The following is a 19644-nucleotide window of genomic DNA, read 5'->3' on the forward strand; positions in this document are numbered from 1 at the left end:
TCAAAGGGGCGCGGCGCCCGTTGCACAGCCTCGAAGGAAAGGACAACAAGGGCATGCTGCGCTGAGATGCAGAAATCCGCTCATTGAAGGTCGAACGCGGCTGGTCCATCAAGGTCAGGATGCCGGATCTGCGAACTGCAGCGCCTCGCTCCTGAGGTCGACCGTCCGCACGCCGGAATCCGTCGCCTGCAGCGGCACATCGACACCGTCAGCGCCGGGCGAACAATCCCGGCAATTACCACGCTGACGGCCGCGTGAAGAAGGGCTGTCGCAACTGGGTGCGTTCGCTGCGACAGCTGCAGGCGGAGCGACGACTTGCAGAGATGCATCGTTACGAGGCGGCTTTGCGCAGGCAGGCGCATGGCCGCGACACGAATTTCCTGCTCAGCAAGGCCCGGACATGGCGCGATGATGCCTGCTGTGTCGGTTTCGGCGCCACACCCTCCGGCAGCGTTGGCAAACCATACTCTCCTGCCAGATAGAGCCGGCGCCATTTGAACAGCAGTTTCGCGTTGATATCGTTGCTGCGCGCGATCAACGCTACCGACGCACCTGGCTCGAACGATTGCTCGACCAGTTGCCGCTTGAATTCGGTCGGAAAATTCGGCCGTTTATATGCGCTGCCTGCAGAGCGCTCATCCCACGTCTTGTCCACCTTGGTTCCCACGATAAAATTTGGTGGATACCAAGCTATCCAAAACCTCAATCGGTATGCCAGAACGGCCCTCGTGAGCCGCTTACTGCCGTCATGCCGCCAGCCGCGAACCTTTCGCGGCACGCGCAATTTGGCTCAGGAACGGTCTTGTCGAACACGAACGCACCTACACTGATTACGGCTGTACCTTCCGTTCCGGGCCCCTCCGGGACGGCGAAATCGGCAAGCGGCTCCGCAATGGCCCCGCGTGCGGAATTTTTCGACAATTCCGTTGAATACGGTCAGGCATCGACGCATTTCCGCTCGCGCTTTCCCTGGCCCCAATGGGACAGATAAGCCACTCGCTCGGTTAACCACCTCGTACCCATCATTTTGGTTGAAAACAAACCGTTCCTGCGGGCTTTGAGCAACAGCACTCGCATGACGCCTGGCAGGCTTGCCCTCCTTGAGCTTCGCATTTTGGGATGCAGTTCTCAACGCACTTAGGCCCGTGTGGGCAAAACGGTTGGACTACAGGCAGCAACCCGTAAACGACGAGCTTCGCCGGGGTCGCGTTACCTTTGAATGTGCCGATATAGACGCGACCGTTGGCAATCGTCGGTGGAGTGAATTTCCCGAATAGAAAGCCGAATTGCGGATCGTCGCTGGCGGAAGACCACAGGGGCTCTCCAAGTCTCTCTGCGTCGTAGGCTTCCAGGACGCCGGGAACATTGGCGATGACAGCGTCGCTCGCCAACGGATGCGTCGCCCAGATGATGCCGGTGCCCGCCAGCGCCCCTTGGGCGGACAACGCCAGCATGCTGCCCGGCATTCCACACGGCGCGACGCTCTTGCTCTGGAAGAGGGGTATCCCCACGCGGGTCGCAGCCGCAGGTGGCAATTGGCCAGTCGCGGGCTTGGTTCGAGCGGCATTGGTCCAGGTATCCAGCGCGTATGCGCGCAGGAAATCGTTCTCGCCCCACACATAGAGGACCGGACCATTAGGACCGTCCCAAAAGACGGGCGATCCGTGGATATGATGAGTAGTAGCCGCAGGGGCGCCTTCACAACCGTCGGCGATGGTTGCCTGGAACGACCTGGGGAATTGCGCTTCGCTTGTTGTTTGCAAGTGCCCCAATCCCGCCGTATCCAGAAGGTACAGAATTCCCATTTTCCCGCCTCCGACCACCTTGCCCCGCTGGGGAATCACCAGTGGGCCGGCCGAACCCATGTCCGCATCCCAGGCGGTGAGGCAATCATCGTCGTACGGGGCGACCCCAGGTTTCGGGGAACAGCACCGCGATGTTGACGTTCCATCAGGATTCGTATTTGAACAGATTTCGGGATAGCGGCTCCATATACTTGTAAACCAATCAGTGAGCTGCAAGCTCCCCGGCGCAAGCTTCACGAAACTGTTGCTTTGATTGATACCGGGATCGAATGAACCATTACCCGACATCGCATAAATAAAGCCCAATTCATCTTCCGCTAGTCCCTGTCCCGCTTGCCAGATGCCACCGGCGGCGCCATTGGGAGTAGTGACATAAGCGGCCAATTGCTTGAGCGTGGTCGCATCGTAGGCAATTACCCAGCCATGATACGGTTCAATGTCCGCATAAGACCCAAATGCCAGATACACGATTCCATTAGAAAGCAGTAGCCCGGCACGTGGCAGCTGCTGCTCGGGGTTAAAGAACAGCATCGGTCGACCGCCATTGTTCAGTGCATCGGTCTGGTGAATTTTGCCGTAGGCGTCGGCATACGCCGCGCCCGTGCCGGGCACTGCAGCCGTTACCTTCTGTGGGTTGCGCAAGTGCGCGCCGGTGCGAATGTCGAGCGCATGCAGCTTGATGACGACAACCGGTTTGCGACCCCGGCCAACCGAGCAATCTTTCTGATTGATGATCGGCACACCCAGTCTCAGGATGTTTGGGTCGAGCGTCACCGAGACTACGTACATGATATTGCGGACACGATCAATGACCGGTGTGGCGGTGATGCCGGTCTGATTCATGTTGTAGAGACCATGCATGCAACTAGTCGGTGTATTTGCCATGTACGCATTCGGAATGGGTATCGATGCGCCTAAGCTTACCTTCCACAACGGATCGCTGGCGGCCGGATTATCCGCATCGAAAGCGTAAACACTGTTGTTAGTCGTGGCGACGAAAACGACGTTGTGGGTACCGTTGCCGGGGGTTGTAAGCCCTTGCACATAAAGGGGTTGAGCATAAATGTCGCCGTCAACGTCGCGCGAGAACAAGCGACCGAAACGGCCGGGCTGGACCGTATTCGTTGTCAAACGCGTTTCGTTGAGCACCGCACCCGTGCGTTGATTGTTGTTGTGCTGGGTCAGCACGTCCTTGCTCTGGGGTTCCGGATGCGGAACAGCCAATCGACAGCCTTCCAATTGTTGTTGCCGCAAGGCTGCAATCTGCTCGTGCAGTAGTTGAATCGCTTGCAGATCGCGATCGCGCTCGCCGCTAAGAAACTGCTGGAAATGCCGAAGATTTGCTTCGTTCCGGTCGATATCTTTTTGAAGTTCGTCACATTGGTTGGCATTGTTTCCGTCTCCGAAACCCGGAAAAGGAGGCAAGCCGTCAACCACACGATTGATATCGGCACTCAGACGCGGGTATTGCGATGCCCAATAGCGTAGTTCGACCTTCAGCTCGGTGAGGGCTTGTCTATCGTGCTGGCGCTGTGCTGGTGGATACGCAATAATCTGCAGCACCTGGCTGATTGCTCGGCGTTCTTCCGGCACATCAGCACGCTTCAATCGCGTCTCCCAATAGAAGGTCGATTCCGCCTTGCGCTCTCCGAAATATTGCTCTGGATTGACGCTGTGATATCGATGCTCTGGGTCTGCGATAGCACGGTGAGCTTCACTTGCGCTGATCGCGAGCAGCACACATAGAAGCCATCTGATCACCCGGGATGAGAAGCGTTGCATTTCCGGCTCCGTGCAGCGACCCAATAGCTCATGTCCGACCGGTCCATATAGAACCTAGCCTATGGCAGCTGGTATTTATGGACAAAAAAATAGCTCCCAACAGCCTCGATTTCAAGTTCGGCTCGAAGAGCACGATTTTCAGTCGTCAATTCGTTTCTGTTGCGAAGCGTACTTGGTTTGTCGTTTCGAAATTTGAAATAGACGCGTCGTGAAATCCGAAACCGGTTAATCCCAATGCCACCCTACTGTCATGCACCCACCCCGAGAACCTTTCGCGACTCGCGGAAGGCGGCTCCGGACCATTTCGATGATGCCGTTGAGGGTCAGACATCGGACATCGAAGCATTTCCGCTCGCGCTTTACCCCAACCCCCATGATGACTTGCCAAGGACAAGGGCGACGAAGCGACGTCGCCCAAGGAATTGCCGCCAACCGGCCTTAGCAATAGCAGGAGTTACGACACATTCGGCAGCACGCGAATGCTTATCGCGGCGCGGCCTAAGGCGTATCTGATTTTCGCGCAAACATTACGCAATACGGCCTCTGATAGGCGCCCACATTGAAAACTGTAATGTCGCGCAGCGTGTAATATCCAAACCCCACAAACCAGTTCGCGTTCCGCCGGCAAGGACGAACCGTGACATAGTCACCCCATCTTGTCAGCGCGGTATTACTTGCATTCTCATACCACACGACAAAGTCGCCAAGGATGCCAAACGCAGCGTCCGCGAAATCTTTCGGCCCTCCAAAGGCAACAGCAATCGCAACATCACCTCTATGGTTCACGTTGAGATCCGGGAATGCGAACGCATAGTCAGGGTTCCAGACCTGCATCTCCGCAGTCTCAGTCCAGTCGGACATGCGCACGGTCGCCACACGAACGTGAGGCTGTGGATACTTGAAGCTGCTGGGCGTCGCCGCCCCTCTGGAGGCGGTCCATGCAAGCCAAAGTTCATCACTCCGGCGAACCAACGCAGATACTTCGGCGTCGCCGCCCTCCGAAAGCCAGTCAACAGAATTCTTGCACACTGAACTGTAGTCGGTAGGGTCGGGATTCGGCCATGTGACTGTGCTCACGTCGTGTGTGCCCAACGCCCCTGAATCGGGCCATTCGTAAATTCGAAGCTTTGAATTGTCGATGTGGCCCGCCCATATCCCTCGATCGCCTGCGCCTTGACAGAAGTGCGCGAAGCGCAAGCTATCCGTGTCAACGTTCGTGCTATCGATGGAGAGAGGGGGCGTGTATTCCCCTTTGACAGAGCCTGCAAAGAGATCTTTTAAAGGAAAGCGGACGAAGATGCGCCCTTTGCCCTCTGCTCCCGTGCTCGCGTAAAGAAACGAACCAGTCGCCGCAATGTCCGGGTAATCAAAGTCGATGCCAGGCAACCCAAAATCGCTGGAATGAAAATCAAAAACGTTCCACACATCCTTAACCTTTCCTGTGAGATCACTCAATTTTGCTAATGCGATCCGAAAAGCGCCATCTTTGCTAGCAGGGTCAGCGACATACTGCAGGTACCAAACGAAACAGTTAATCGCGGGGACAAAGAGCATAACCTGATCACCATTCTCACCACCTGCGAATCTGTTATCGATAACGTCGGTATTCGCAAGCATCACGAACGTCAGGCCGTTGTCGTTGGAGTAGCGTATGTAGTCGTTGCCAGTTTGCAATATCACGCCGGGCTCTGAGTCGTCTCCAGATGGATCAGGCGGGTAGTTGTCGACGATGCTCGTATTTTTTGGTCTGTCCTGGGGCGTGTAAGTTACAAACACGACAGGATCGTCTCCGTCGCGAGGTCCCTTTACATTTCCCGATTTCGTTTGCTGGCTCACCGGTCCTTTTATTGTCTCCTTACTCTGTGGGACCTGTATTCGAGTTTTTGCTTCTTTGCGGATGCGCGGCTGATGCGTTGCGCCGTGAGGTGCACCGTGAATTAACCGTGCTTTTTTTTCACTCGTGAAAGAGGTGCGAAAAACGTGATTCTTTTCCATGTGAACTCTCCTTTTCAGGGCCGTCTCGACTGCTGCTCTGCCGCAAAGCGCCTTGGGCGTTGCACACAGAGCAAGAAATTTGCAGACCTTGGGTACCCTTAGTGATAGCGGCTAATGATGTCGGTCTGTCTTCGATGCTCTTAAGGTCCAGTCGTAGCGCAATATCGGCACGCCCATTCCAACTAGCGGGGGCGACGATGTGAATCCGCTGCGAACGGTAGGGACATCGCCGGTACCTTGCGACGGACGTTTCGAGCGCTTCGATACCCGTGGTCACTTGTGCTCCCAGCCCGCGCTAAGGCGGACGCGCGCGGCGAGTCGCTCAACATCCGCAAAGGAAGCATGGGGCTGCGTACCAAATGCGATGGATTTGATCGAGTCGATGTGGACGATTGGAGGAGGAGGCGGTCCCGGGTGGTGAGGGCCGGAATGCAGATAAAACCAACACAAAGAAGTCTTTGCCAGCTGCGTAAGTGACTCGTCGTGGCATAGGCGTGCCTGGACGATAGAGCTCCCACGGTCCCTTAGTATCCCCACCGCTGTCGTCGGAAGGATAGCCAAACAGGAAAAAACTGTTGATGAATGCGTTGCTTGAAAGCGTGATCGTTTCGCTCATGTCAGCGCTCCTAGAATGACCGGGCAACCGGTGGCGTAAAAGCGCGCTGTCAGTGCGCGAGTCGCCACTCTTGACCCGATACGGCCCAGATTCACTCTATGAAGACACAATGTAGCTAAGAGAAACATCTGCTTTGTATGCCGGGAGGCATCGCATGGCAGTGAGGAAGGAGGGACGACCGTGCGACGGAGGCGCGAACGGATTCGCTTGCAAAGGTTTCGCTAACTCCGCCCTGAAGGACGGAGCTTGCGCGAAATCGTTCGGGTCAAATAGCGGCCGTAGGAAATCCAGAGATCCGATAGAAATTGGCGACGGAATTCATGATTTCCCGTAGCCTCTGGATTTAGATTGCGCGTTCGGGTGGAGAGTACGGCTCTCGCCCGTACGCATCTCCGCAGGTGGCTTCACGAACATCAAGCTGTATCAGGGGAAGCGCGTTGAGGTTGCAGACCAAGGTGACGCTACCAGGCGGTTCGCAACGTCTTTTACGCTCGGACGAAGCCATGTGAAATTAGCAGGTCGGATAGGGGCCTAGATCGGTGAGACAGTCGTGATTGAAGATAGGCTAACCGGCGGTCTGTTGCAAACTGCTAATAGGTAGATCGCCAAGGTCTTTTGTTCAGTGCTCTTGTCCTCGCTCGGATTGTTCCGCAAAGGGTTGCCGGACGGGGCGAGGCGCCGTTAGACAGAAACAGGTGAGAAAGTCTCGCAAAGCGAATCGAGTCAGCTCAGTACGCCGGCCACAAGCACTCGCCCGCCTTTGGCCGCCTCAGCGATACGAAGAAGCGGCTGTTTCTTTAGGCATGTCAGACACTGCCCGAGTATTAAGACTGAGACTCAAAGATATTGAGGGTGTTTCAGAGCCACATCGTGCCGCATCCCTCTTTCGTTGCGAAATAGGATACCGGCTGAAGGCAGGCGGATTCAAAGCGGCATCTGGATTTTTCCATGCTCAAAACAATGCAAACGACCATGTACGGGGTGGTGTTCAATCGCGAAGGATACGTGCGGGAAATCCGTTAATCCTATCGCTTCTCCTTGCCATTTGGGTCAAGCAGACTATGCTCAACCGTGAGTGTTTCGTTGGATAGCGAGATTTTGTGGCGGCACAAAATACCGATCACCCAGGGAGAGTTACGTTGACAGTTGCACGAGTCAACCGCTTTGTCTTGCGGCAGTAGGGAAGTTGATTGCGAGCTTTGTGTGAACATCGCTTGGGTCAATGCCTCGTCGTTGCACGGCAGCCGTTAGCGTTCAGCAGATTGCTTGTCTTGCGCTTTAAGAAATAATTTATCGGTGGTTGAACAAGCATCGGTCGGTTACGGAAGCGCTCGACTCGCGATGCTGTTTGCCGTCGATATGGCGTGCTGCCATGCCTAGCGAGCGAGTGTCGAACACTGAATGGGAAGCGCTTCCGAACAGATTGATCGGGAACGCTAGTGCTTTTCGTAGAGCTATTGCAGATCTACCGTCTATTGCGAGAAGCAGCGCACCGGTGCTGGTTTGCGGAGAAACTGGGACCGGTAAAGAACTAATTGCTCGCGCAATCCACTATTTCGGTGCAAGATCCGAGTTTCCGTTCGTACCGGTGAACTGCGGCGCATTTGCAGAAAATCTCCTCGAGGACGAACTGTTCGGGCATGAGCGCGGAGCGTTCACCGACGCCCGAAACCATAGAACAGGTTTGATCGTGCAAGCAGATGGCGGCACGATATTCCTTGATGAGGTGGATGCCCTCCCGTTGAAGGCTCAGGTCGACCTGCTTCGCGTGCTGCAAGAAGGGACGCTGCGCGCCATCGGCTCGAATCGTGAGCGGAAAGTGGACATCCAGATTGTTGCCGCTACAAACGTTCCACTCAAAGACTTGCTGCAGCGTGGAGACTTCCGGCACGATCTGTATTACCGGCTGGCCGTGTTCGTTGTACATCTTCCTCCCTTGCGGGATCGAAGAGACGATATCGCGCCACTCGCGCATCATTTCCTGTGTAAGCACACACCGGCTGGAAACCCGCAGTTGCAACTATCGCGCGAAGCGCTCTCGGCCATGCAATTGTGGCCCTGGCCCGGAAACGTGCGTGAACTCGAGAATGCAATAATCCGTGGAATTCATCTGGCCCGGTCAGACCTGATCGGTCTGTCGGACCTGCAGTTGTATCCGACCGAACCTGCAGAGCCCTGTCCTATTGCGGACGAATGGCAGCCGGACGTTGCTGACACGCGACCGCTTGTCGTTTTAAAGCGGCAGCTGCTAGAAGGGTTTGAACGCCGTTACCTTTCTCATCTTCTCACGCAGCACGACGGCAATGTCAGCCGCGTTGCTAAGGCCGCCGGAAAGGAACGGCGCGATATGGGTCGCCTGCTGCAGAAGTACAAACTTGATCCCAGAAGCTTCAGGTCTTCACCGCAGGACTACTAAACCTCGCGAGCCACCAGTCCGATTCTCGATCGGATGCACTATATCCATATCCCTCGGTTGCCCAACCGATTGCGTGCCCATTCTGGAAACGATTGGTTGGCAAATTGATCCAGTCGGTGGAGCTAGCGCGATTTACTTGATGCTGGGTGCATCTTCCCCCATCTGACGATTACCGCCCCCTCCCGATGGAGAGCCAAAACAGCCAAGGCTCGCAAGTGACTGCCGCGCGCTGGCCCGACCAGATAGGTGGGGGAAACTTCCCCCGCCTGTTCGTGCTCGTGCGGCACCCGAGGCGCCACAAAGGCCGTCTGACCAGCGGATTATGGGGAGCGGTTCTGGCATAACACCTGCGTCCATGGACTCATAACCGCAGAGCTTCAGAAATCGGAGATTGAACATGTGTGAGACCAGACTTGGTGTGTAGGCGGTGAACAAGAGCCAAGAGCGCGCGTTGATGGATGCGATCTGTAGCTACATGGTCGGCCACGAACATGCGATGGACACACTGGACGGAATAGCAGAGTGGTGGCTTCGAAGTAATGGAGCGCCACAGCGCGGGTGGGACGACCATAAGCGGAGCCTTAAGATTGCACTCGACAGACTTGTATCGGACGGTTTCCTTGAAGAAGTGAAAAGTGCCGGTGAGACGCTTTACAGGAAGAAAAGATAGCAGGCGCGCAGAACGATTGTGCGGCCTGCCTGTTGGGCCCACGCTCTGCGTGAACTCCCATCGGTCGGTTGCAGGCAGATAGTTAATTCGTCGCAGGAGACACATTCCAATGGCCGCGAACCTCTACGATGGCAACGATTTCTCCCAGTACCAAAGCCTCAGACAGGTTTTGGCGCCGCAGTATGCGATTTTACCGAGCGGCCAGATTCGCAAAATCATGGAAGCCAATTTCGGTCCGGGCTCGGCAGAGGCCTATGACCAATATATGGAGTTTGGTTTTGGGGATATTGGTAAGGCGTTCACCTCTGCAGCAAAGGATGTGGGTAATGCCGTCGTCAAAGCTGCGCCAGTAGCGGCAACCATTGGAGGTGGTGCGCTCAAAGGCGCTCTGGCAGGCGCGCAGTATGGTCCTGCCGGAATTCTGGCAGGCGCTGCAATGGGCGGCGCGGGAGCGGGTCTTAGTAAATACGGCGGTGGAACAGCGCAAAAGATTGGGGGCGTACTTTCCGGTGTCACGGGAGCGGCTAGTCAGCTTAGTCCACTCGGCCGATTTGGCTCAATGGTCGAGCCAGTGATCGGTGGCCTGGCAGGAGGAGGGAGGGGCGGGATGAGTGGCGCAGCGGTCAATGCTCTCGGCGGGATCATGAATGCCGCGACGGGCGGCTTGGGCGGTGGTATTGGCGGCATGCTTGGCGGGCAAGCGATGCAAGCGTTGGGCGGCGGGTTGGGAAGAGGTATGCAAGGAGGTTCGGGCAATGCCTTGGGTGGATTTCTGGGCGGTGGGGCGGGTGGCCCGGCCGGCGCACTCACTAATCTCTTCGGTGGGACAAAAGCAATTGATCAATTCATGAGTCTTGCCCGACGTCCAGAAATGGGGATGGCGCTTGGCGCGCTAGGCTTGGGGCCGATCGGTAGGTCTTCAATTCCTGTAGGGTCCGCGCAAACGCCAATACCTACTGCGGCGCTCGCGAGCCTGTTTTCACAACTTGCTGATCAGATTGTGACGGAAGCCGCCGAATGGTCGGGGGACTCCGAAAGCGAACTCGCCTACATGATGGATATGAACGGTGAATTCGTTGGGGACCCGGCATATGCACGCGACCGGGCATCGAGGGTTTGGGATCTGCTTAATGAAGCGCAGGCAGAACGGTTTCTTGAATACATTGCCGCAATGCCCAGTCGTGAAACGGAGTTCGCGGAAGCTGAGCTTGGATTCACGCAACAGGCAGAGGCGTACACGCAAGCGATGGACGAAGCCTACTACGACGCACTTGACCTCGCCGACGTCGATGCCTACGAGAGAGAGTCAGTAGGCGAGAGCGAGACATACAGTGAATCGCCCGAGTGGGAGGTGTTTGATGTCCGATAACGAAGAAGCCTCAAGCAGCCGACCAGCGTCTGACAGCGGCGGTAGTGTGAACCCGGGGCCCGAACTGGATACCGCTGCGCTCCTTCAGGCGTTCACAGGCGGGACGGCGGACCCGATGTCATTACTTATGTCGCAGTTCGGCGGTGCCGCTGCAGAAGATCCGAAACTTGGCATGCTAATGCAGCTCCTCACGCAACGTAGTACGGACACTGTTGAGAATGTGCAAAACGACGAGGCTCAGAACGTTGAATCTGGCCCCAAGGAACCGGTTGTCACAAGGAGTGAGTGTGCTCGCCGCATGCGGGAACTAAGCGACACAGCGAAGCAGATATACGCCGAACTGGAGATCCTGCGCGAGCGAAATGATGCACTTGCTGCAGCTGTCGGCGCCTGTTTTCTATGCTTTGGGACTGATTCACTTTGTGAAGAATGTGGCGGACGTGGTGTGCCAGGATCTCGCATGCCTGAGCCGGCCGCATATCGCCTGTACGTCATGCCAGCCATGCGCCGCGCGCAGAGGCCGAAAAGGACGTACGCCTCGACAACACCTTCCAACGACCGTCGGGGGACCACATCGACGACTACCAGAAACGAACATGAGGAAATATGAGTCACGCTCCGTTCTTCAATCACCAGATTTTGGTCAACGATCGAGAAAAGGGAAGCAGCCATGAGCGAAAATTACGAGTACAGCGACATCTCTGATGCCGAGAGCGTCGAATGGTCCGGCGACTCCAGTGAAGCCGCCTATTCAGAGTCGTCTGAAAACGAATGGAGCGAGGCACGACGCCGCCCCGGTCCCGTGCGTACTGCCCCAAGGCAGAGTGCGTATAGGCCCCGGCCCTCGGGGACTACAAACTACGTGACGCAAGCGCAACTGCAAGGCGCCTTGGCACGCGTTAGCCAGCAGATAACGTTGAATGGAAATGCGATCAAGTTGGTGGATGGTCGTGTCCGTGATGTTATTGCCGAGCAGGGTAAGCAGGCAGCGACCTTTCGCAGGGAAATGGCGGACAGGAGAAAGGACACTGATACTTTGCGCCGGGAATTGCAGACGACCCGTGAACTATCCGCATTGCTGCCGCTTGTCGCGCCTCCAGGCACGAGCTTCGCAAAAGTCGCTTCCCTTGTTCACCTCTTACCGGTTGATTCATGGGGCGGTACGCCTGCCAGCGGCGGCCAGTCTCAAGGCTTCCTCGGCGGGAGCGGCACCATCGCGCTCATCGCCATTGCTGCAGCGAGCGGAGTCTTCAAGTGATAACAGAACGTAGCGCACGGAGGCTGGTATGTACGGAATCCAAGCGGTAGCGGCTGCTGCCATCCTGAACCATAAGGGTATCAGCGGGGATGACAAACTCCGAGGTATAGCATGTGCCGCGATCGTTCCCGGCGTTTTGGGGCTTGCTGTCCCGTTGATTATCGCGCAGCAACAAAAGAAGAAACTCATCGCTGCTCCTGTTATTGAAGTGGCTGCGACTGTCGAAGACGTCAGCGTTCCCAACGTTTACGGGGCAACTGCCGACGAGGCAGTCGCAAAGTTGAAGAAGCTCGGATTGACGGTCATTCAGGCGCATGCAGTAGCTGACCCCAGCTTGGCCAACACGGTAGTGAAACAGGTTCCGCATCGAGACATGATTGTCCCCCCAGGCTCAGAAGTGACAATCACCATTGGTGACGAACCGCCGCCAATGGAAGTGCCCGTAGATGATGTTGATGCGGACTTGACCAAGAAGTTGAACGCGGCTGTGGCCGATATTGAGACCCGGTTCGATGCAAAGATTGATGAGCAGACCCGTAGCATCGTGGAAGCGGTTCGTCTAGCTATCGAATATAGAGAGGATCCTGGGGAGAGTGCCTGACTTTACAAAGGTGTCGCGACGCTCCGGTTATCCGGGGGCGGTCGGTAATTGTCGACTTGAAGGGGGCGCGCCTTGGAAGCTGCACTGTTTGAACTGCTTGCTGAGGGTTCGCCAGATGATGTCGTATCCGTGATACTTCGTCTGGACGATACTCGGGGCGCTCCGGATGGGGTGACGATTGTTTCCCGGTTCGGTGCGATTGCCACCTGCCGGTTGCGCCGAGGGGCCATTCCGTCGGTCAGGATGCATCCATCGGTAGCCAGTATGAAAGCGGCGCGCATCTATGGTCCGGCCATAGATGCGCAGTTCGAGGAGCTTTACGACGACTTTGATGTGCAGCCTCAGGCGGGGCCTGGAGATCAGCGCCGTCCCGATGGCGATCAGATCCCCAGCGGAGAAGGCATCATTGTCGCTCATATCGACTGGGGTCTTGATTTCACGCATCCTGATTTCCGGTTCCCTGACGGATCGACGCGCATACTCGCGCTGTGGGACCAAAGCAGCCCGACGGATTTCAGGCATGTGAACCGCTATGGGTACGGTCGCATTTACGAAGCGACTGAAATTAACAGCGCGCTGCGTGAGCTCAATCCATACCTGGCTTTGGGCTACAGTCCCGCGAAGTCCGACTCGGGCCATGGTTGCCACGGTACGCATACGGTCGGAATATCTTGCGGGAATGGTCGATCGGGTGGGCCACTCGGGCTGGCTCCGGATGCGCGGATCGTTTTCGTAGAACTCTCTACTACGAGCTCTGAGGGTCCAACACTGCTTGGCAACTCCGTGGCGTTTCTGGAGGCTCTTGATTTCATCTCTGCGACGGCACAAGCGGCGGACCAGATTGAGCGGGAAGAGCGGGCTAAAGGCATCCGGCTCGCTCGCGGAAATCGGCCTTGGGACGTTCGGGTCGCTGAGAGCTGGGATGCAACCATCCCGCCGGTCACCGATGCAAGCTTAGTGGAATCAGCCGACGCGCCTGTCCTCGCCGAACTTCGCCTTTCCGACCTGAAACCGCCCAAACGTGAGGCGACCAGTCGACCATTCGTCATTAATGCCAGTATCGGTCGACAGGCTGGGCAGCACGACGGCAAAACTTTGACCGAGCAAGGCATTGATGCTTTCCTGCTCACAGCGCCTGGACGAGCGATCTGTCAGAGCGCCGGGAATTACTTCGATCGCGCAGCACACTCTGCAGGTATCGTTCGTCCCGGAAGGTCTGAAACATTGGGCTTCAGGATAATGGAAGGGGCGACCGTTTCTACGGAGGTTGACCTGTGGTACTCAGGCGCGGATCGCTTTGACGTCGCCATTGGCGGGCCCCACGGTGGCGCCCAAGTGTTTGCGAAGGTCAATGAGCCAGTCCGAATCGTTTTGCCTGATGGGCGCGAAATAGGAAGGCTTTACCACCGTATTGGCGACCCAAACAATGGCGATAACGAAGTAAGCGTGTTTCTCGACCCGGTAGCGCCCGCTGGAGACTGGGAGATCACGCTGTCGGGGCGAGCGGTGTCGGACGGGCGTTTTCACGCATGGATAGAGCGAACGAACGCGTCAGCGGCCCATCGTAGTCGGTTCCACCCGGACGATGTCGACAAGAGTACGACGCTGGGTACCATTTGCAACGGCTTTCACACGCTGGCAGTGGGTGCCTACGATGCGCATGATGTCGATCGTCCTCTTGCCCGATTCTCAAGTTGTGGACCATCTCGAGACGGGCGCTGGAAGCCGGACCTTGTGGCTCCCGGAGTACGCATACTGGCTGCGAGATCACGTCAGCGCGATGCGAATGGCGTTGTGCCTTTGCTGACATCGATGTCCGGCACGAGTATGGCCGCGCCGCACGCAACGGGCACTGTCGCCCTGATGTTCGCTGCCTCGCGGCGACCGCTTCCAATAGAAGAGACTCGCGCTCTGCTTCTCAGCTCTTCCGACGCGGGACCACCCGACGCCCCTTGGCTTGACAAGATGCGCCTCGGATGCGGGTATCTGAACACAGTCGCCGCCATTGAGGCGGTGCGTCAATCGGCGAAACTCACGAGTTCTGTGGACAGCAAGGGCGCGGCTATCACGAAAGCTTCGAACGAAGATATCGCGACCGCGATCGCGGTGCCCGACAGCACAGTCGAGTCTATGCGGGAAGGCGTTATGAACTCACCAAACTTAATCGACACTGTCGGAGCCGAGGGCATCGAGACGCAGTCCGATGCAACGCAAAGCGTCGACAGTGAGCTGGAATTTTCCGCAACGCTCGAGTCCGATTTCGAGGCGTACGACGTCGCCGAAATGGAGCACGCCAGCGAAACCGACAATGCGGAAGGGTTGAACTGGCAAAAGCAGGGATCATCGACCAGCACGGGGAACGACCTGAGACCCAACGCCTGGATACCCCCACAATCCCAGAATCCATTGTCCTCGACGGGACTGCCACTGCAGGTTCAGCTACCACTCGGCGGCGGAGCGCCCGCACTGGCAATGCCTGTCGGTGGTCCGTTCAGTGCGCTTGCGCTGAGCCTGCCTCTGGTAGGCGGGACTGCGGACGTTCCAGTCCCTTCCGGCGTGGCGTCCCCGGGTAGCCCCGGTACATCGCAAGGCGTCGGAGACCCAAGTTTGCCAGGATGGCTTCAGGCATCGCAATCTGATGTTCTGTCGGACATGGACGCAATCCACGAACTTATGGAAAGTCCCGACGTCGCGCAAGAACTTGAATCTCGGCTGGATGATGCCGCAACGGTGATTGCTGAAAACAGCGTGACAGAGGCAGAAGCGCTTTACGCGCCGGAAGACCGGTCACGCGGTGTCCTGGAAACGGAAAACGCCGACAGCACGGCGTCTTCATCTCACGGTGTTGAAGGTTCGTCAGATAGCCAAAGCGTGCTGACAGAGAGCCCACAGTTCTCGCAAGCTCAAATAGGCGATATGTTGGTTAGCCAGGCCCGATCACTTGCCGGGACGGACACTGCGGCGGGGATGCCATCGTCGTCACAAGCGCTTGAACTTCTGTTCCGAAAGCTTGGCATCGACCTTCTCAGCGAAGGCCCGTCATCAGCCAGACCAAACGCAGTGACGCCCACGGCGACTGCGTGCTTCAACAGTATGTCGAGGCAACCGCGTCCCGCACTCTGGTCGGCCTGGCAGAGGTCATTAAATGAACGCAGCATTGTCGATTTGCGAATAGTGGCAGTACCTAACGAGCCGGTAGGTCACCTGGTTCCGATGCAAGGCGATTTGCTGTTTCGCGTTGCGCGTGCCGAGGGCTGGGGGAACGTCGCGGTCGTTGCCACCGAAGGATTCTTCCGGGGTGAGGACCTGGCGCTGGCCGGCCTGCAGGGTGAAGACTCTCCGGTGGTGCAGCCGGGGTTTTACGTGCACGTGGTCGAGCCAATACTGAAATATCGCACGGCAAATGACAAACTTGCTCGCCGCCTTGCGGACATCTCGGGAAGAGTTTTACCTGACACTATGCTCGCGCGCATGGTGCTCAAAACTGGACAAGATTCAGAAGCGCAAGAGGTGGATGACGGAGCGCCGAAGGGCGGCAGCACCGTGGCTCTGAAAAAGGGGAGCGTCGGCGATCGCGTGAAGTTGGCGCAAAAGGCTCTGAACCGCGTGCACTCGGACCTGGTTGCGCTTGGCTTACCCGGACTTTCTGGATGCCCGCTGGCTCTTGATGGTAAGTACGACGCCAAGACGGAGGCGGCGGTAACGGCCTTCCAGCAGCAGTTGTTCAATGATCCGTCGAAGTGGGACGGTATCATCGGGCCAGAGACCTGGACACATCTTGAACCTTTGTCGCGAGATCCGGTTTTGCCCGGAAGCTCGCAACCCGTACCGGGCGGTCCGCGTCGTATGCGCGCCGCAGGAGGGATGCCGGAAAGCGTCCAGGACCAAACTGATTATCAGCTGTCGTTAGGCGAAGAAGGTGATCGCACGGTGCTACGACGCGGAGCGCGAGGAGCGGCTGTCGCGGACCTGCAGCGTCGACTGAATTTGCTGCACGTTCGGCTGACAGTAACCGGATCCGCTGGCCTCGCCGAATGTCCGCTCGTCGAGGATGGTGTTTTCGGCACACGCACTCAAAACGCAGTCGTATCGTTCCAGCATCTTGCGTTTCCGGAACGGCCAAAGGAATGGGACGGCGTCGTTGGCGCGCGCACCTGGGGTGAACTCGACCGACTTGGCATACTTCCAACTCCCGTGCCGGTTCCTGTGCCCGTCCCCGTCCCTCCGGCACCGACGCCTCAGCCACCTGCAGCTGCGAAGGTGGCTGCGGGTCGTGAAGTAATAGCAACGGTTCCGTTACTTCAGAATCATCGAGGCACCGCTCCCGATCTGATTCTCCGCTGGAACGCCATGGCCGACTTGCCCACGACCGTTGATGTCGTCGTGCATTTCCACGGATTTTCCGGACACGGGGCGGCCATGCGTCTTGATGCTGACAAGGAGCCACGTAGCGGACTCGACTTTGCGAACCCTGAGGCTGCAGGCGAAATCGGTCGACAAGAGCCAACCTTATGTATTCTTCCCAGGGGTAACTTCTACGGTGGCAAGACCGGTAGTGGATACGACTTTCCGGCGCTTGTAGCGCCCGGCGGACTGAGTCGGCTTATAGATTTCGCTCTTGCTCGATTCGCGGCCCGCATCGGAGCGGCGAACGTCACGAAGCGTCGCCTGATTCTTACCGCACATTCGGGAGGTGGCGCCGCGCTGTTGCGTGTACTTGCAGACATCAATCCAGACGAAGTAGAGATTTTTGATGCACTGTACTCGAATGCTGCGCCTATGGTGCGCTGGGTCACCAACCGCCTGCAAAGTCAAGACGCTGGATCTTCGTTGCGGGTTCTTTACATCCCCGGAACCGGAACGGCAGCGCAAAGCCTGTCGGTCCAAAAAGCGATTCAAGGAATCTTGGGGAGTAACGACCCGCGTGCCGCGCGTTTTCGCGTTGAAGCGACGCATGTCGCGCACGGCGACATCCCCCGTCGGTTCGGTTGGCAACTGCTTCGCGACGCGGGTGCCGATCTGCCGCCCGCAGGTCACAAGCCCGATGTGCCTACCCCGCCGAAGCCCGGGCCGGAGCCTCAGCCCACGGCTCCGGCTTTGACGCAGGCGGACGTGGACCGCTTGTCAGCGATTACCTTCGGCAATGCAGCGGAAATCAACGCATTCTTTGCAGCTACCGGCGCGTCAAGTGTTGCGGCCTGGTTCAATGCAAATCTCGGTGGCCGTCCGCCGTTCGTCAGGGCTGGCGGAAGCGCTATGCGAATGCCTGCATCACCTGACGCATTGAACCGGTTTAACGGGTTCTGGGATTGCATCTCGCTGGCATATGACCAGCCGCGAATTACCGCACTGGAGTTTGCCTCCCTGCTGTGTATCGTTTTGAACGAAACTGACGGTGACTTCACGAGCCGGGTCGAAACTAGCGGTCCGAAACAGCAAGGGTTCACTGATGCGCACGGCCGTCATCCAGGTCTGGCCTACTTCTATGACCGCATCCTTCTTCACCCGCCGAGCCAGTGGAAGGCTAGTTATAACCGTTTGAAAGGCAATCGCACGGCAGGCTCTCTCTTCAACGACGAGGTGTTTATCAGGGCGCACGGCCAACGCGGAGGAGCGTCGACGCTGGCGCGTCGTGGTGATGAGTTCGATGGTGCATGGAAGGCTGAATATTATCCGCAGGACAAACAGGGCACCGATGAGAAGGCGGCGGATACGGAGTTCATTCGCCAAACCGATTTCTACAAATTCCGGGGGCGCGGCGTTATTCAGACTACCGGCCGCGTCCATTACACGCCCATCGTAAACATGGTGAGAACGTACGGCGGGACGGATCCTATCCTCGTCGACAAAGCCAAGGCGTGGTCAGCGTTCTCTACCGATGAAGCAGCGACGTCCAGTTCCGACGATGACTGGAATCAAATCTTTCTTTCGCGCGAAGTACTTGCCCGAGCTGTCGCGTTTCATGCAGGATCGGGCAGCCTGAATTATCGATTGATGAGTCGCGACATATCAGTTCTGACGGACGTGCCACAGGTCACATCGTCTGGAAGCAGAGGTGCAGGTCGACAAGGCTCGATCTATTTCATGGGCCATCGCATCAGTGGAAGCAGCGCTTACGCTGCCGGCACTTACCGGGATCGCGTGTTGTCGATTCTTCAAGCCTTTGCGAGCGTTGCTGCCGGAGGGAAAACCCAACCGTCTCGCCCACCTTCTGGACCGACACCAGTTCCTTCACAGCCGCAAGCGGTTGCACCGCCTAGTCCTGAAGTTGCCCGGCAGCAGTGGAATGCGCACCCGCGCGTTCACGGATGGTTTGGTACGTTTTCGCGTTATGGTGAACTTGCGCCGGTGTATGCATCGGCCGGCATAGGCGATGCCGCAGCTTACCTCGACGCAAACATCGTTTCTCTCTCCTTCTTCGGACGCCGGCAAGACGGACACAGGGATCTCGTTGAGCCCTTGCGGCGCGCGGAATTGGCAATGCAGGGACAAACTGTCGATCCGCCTATTACCGATTTTGGATGTCTTGTGCCTCGTGCGATTCGTGGTACGACCAACCGTCTGAGTAATCATGCTTTGGGGCGAGCTTTTGATCTGAATCCAGTCCAAAATCCTCGTATCACGCAGGCATCCGATTACGTGGTCATCGGGGCGGTCGTGGGTGCTGATATCAGGCAGGAAGCTAACCCGACCGTATTGCAACGCGCCAGCCGCGCGTTTCAACAGGGGTTTACAGCAAACTGGGTTGCTGCACAAACAAAACCGGAGATATTAGCTGCGCTGAATGACCGTAACACGCGGAACCGACTTGAGGGCTATGCCCGTAGCGGATTCTGCAATCTGTATGTGCCATTGATCGATGCCCTTATCGCATCAGGGCTACGCTGGGGAGGTGCCTACCACACATCAAAAGATTTCATGCACTTCGAAATCGTCTGAGGCCAGCGCATCAAAGAGGTGAAGCATGAACGACAGCACGTTTCACGGTGGGGTTGCCCCCCATGAGATAGCGGAGGCCTTCCGCGAGCGCGGCTCAGGCCGAAGATGGGCAGCCGCACCTTTGCCTTTCCAGTTTCAGATTCCTCTAGGCGGTGGCTTCGGACCGGGCATCGCGTTTCCAATTGGCGGATAC

9 protein-coding genes are annotated in these 19644 nt (G+C 57.2%); 6 read left to right on the forward strand and 3 right to left on the reverse strand.

Annotated features, from left to right (window positions below; translation table 11 throughout):
• Nucleotides 1-331: 331 nt before the first annotated feature.
• The 3 genes from C2L64_RS44945 to C2L64_RS44955 form a co-directional block, all read right to left on the reverse strand.
• On the reverse strand, nucleotides 332-655 hold the full coding sequence (locus C2L64_RS44945; protein WP_244212297.1) for a transposase: 324 nt from the start codon (nucleotides 653-655) through the stop codon (nucleotides 332-334).
• 367 nt (nucleotides 656-1022) lie between these two features.
• The gene (locus C2L64_RS44950; RefSeq protein ID WP_158660573.1) at nucleotides 1023-3587 is read right to left on the reverse strand and encodes a PQQ-binding-like beta-propeller repeat protein; all 2565 of its coding nucleotides are present in this window, start codon (nucleotides 3585-3587) and stop codon (nucleotides 1023-1025) included.
• A gap of 498 nt (nucleotides 3588-4085) precedes the next feature.
• Entirely contained in the window at nucleotides 4086-5582 is a 1497-nt protein-coding gene (locus C2L64_RS44955; RefSeq protein ID WP_158660574.1) for a hypothetical protein, read from the reverse strand.
• Nucleotides 5583-7570: 1988 nt separating this feature from the next.
• Between C2L64_RS44955 and C2L64_RS44960 the strand changes: the two genes are divergently transcribed.
• The 6 genes from C2L64_RS44960 (at nucleotide 7571) to C2L64_RS44990 (ending at nucleotide 19451) form a co-directional block, all read left to right on the forward strand.
• Nucleotides 7571-8614 carry a sigma-54 interaction domain-containing protein gene (locus C2L64_RS44960; RefSeq protein WP_103153852.1) on the forward strand — a complete coding sequence of 348 codons (1044 nt, stop codon included), beginning with the start codon at nucleotides 7571-7573 and terminating at the stop codon, nucleotides 8612-8614.
• A 779-nt stretch (nucleotides 8615-9393) separates the two neighbouring features.
• Nucleotides 9394-10653, forward strand: a complete 1260-nt coding sequence (locus C2L64_RS44970; RefSeq protein ID WP_103153854.1) for a hypothetical protein — start codon at nucleotides 9394-9396, stop codon at nucleotides 10651-10653.
• Nucleotides 10643-11263 (forward strand): hypothetical protein, encoded by a 621-nt coding sequence (locus C2L64_RS44975; protein ID WP_103153855.1) that lies wholly within the window; start codon nucleotides 10643-10645, stop codon nucleotides 11261-11263. Before C2L64_RS44970 ends, C2L64_RS44975 begins: the two co-directional genes overlap by 11 nt.
• 60 nt (nucleotides 11264-11323) lie before the next feature.
• A complete protein-coding gene (locus C2L64_RS44980) occupies nucleotides 11324-11911 on the forward strand; it encodes a hypothetical protein (RefSeq protein WP_103153856.1) in 588 nt (195 codons plus the stop codon).
• Nucleotides 11912-11939: 28 nt separating this feature from the next.
• A complete protein-coding gene (locus C2L64_RS44985; RefSeq protein WP_103153857.1) occupies nucleotides 11940-12512 on the forward strand; it encodes a PASTA domain-containing protein in 573 nt (190 codons plus the stop codon).
• Nucleotides 12513-12584: 72 nt separating this feature from the next.
• Entirely contained in the window at nucleotides 12585-19451 is a 6867-nt protein-coding gene (locus C2L64_RS44990; RefSeq protein WP_103153858.1) for a S8 family serine peptidase, read from the forward strand.
• The last annotated feature ends 193 nt before the right edge of the window (nucleotides 19452-19644 follow it).

Origin of the sequence: Paraburkholderia hospita (assembly GCF_002902965.1) — a bacterium.
Classification (GTDB): Bacteria; Pseudomonadota; Gammaproteobacteria; order Burkholderiales; family Burkholderiaceae; genus Paraburkholderia; species Paraburkholderia hospita.

Excerpts from the sequence above, each read along its gene's own strand:
- C2L64_RS44950 (WP_158660573.1), bottom strand. The coding sequence starts at position 3,587 with ATGCAACGCTTCTCATCCCGGGTGATCAGATGGCTTCTATGTGTGCTG.
- C2L64_RS44955 (WP_158660574.1), bottom strand. The coding sequence starts at position 5,582 with ATGGAAAAGAATCACGTTTTTCGCACCTCTTTCACGAGTGAAAAAAAA.
- C2L64_RS44960 (WP_103153852.1), top strand. The coding sequence starts at position 7,571 with ATGCCTAGCGAGCGAGTGTCGAACACTGAATGGGAAGCGCTTCCGAAC.
- C2L64_RS44970 (WP_103153854.1), top strand. The coding sequence starts at position 9,394 with ATGGCCGCGAACCTCTACGATGGCAACGATTTCTCCCAGTACCAAAGC.
- C2L64_RS44975 (WP_103153855.1), top strand. The coding sequence starts at position 10,643 with ATGTCCGATAACGAAGAAGCCTCAAGCAGCCGACCAGCGTCTGACAGC.
- C2L64_RS44980 (WP_103153856.1), top strand. The coding sequence starts at position 11,324 with ATGAGCGAAAATTACGAGTACAGCGACATCTCTGATGCCGAGAGCGTC.
- C2L64_RS44985 (WP_103153857.1), top strand. The coding sequence starts at position 11,940 with ATGTACGGAATCCAAGCGGTAGCGGCTGCTGCCATCCTGAACCATAAG.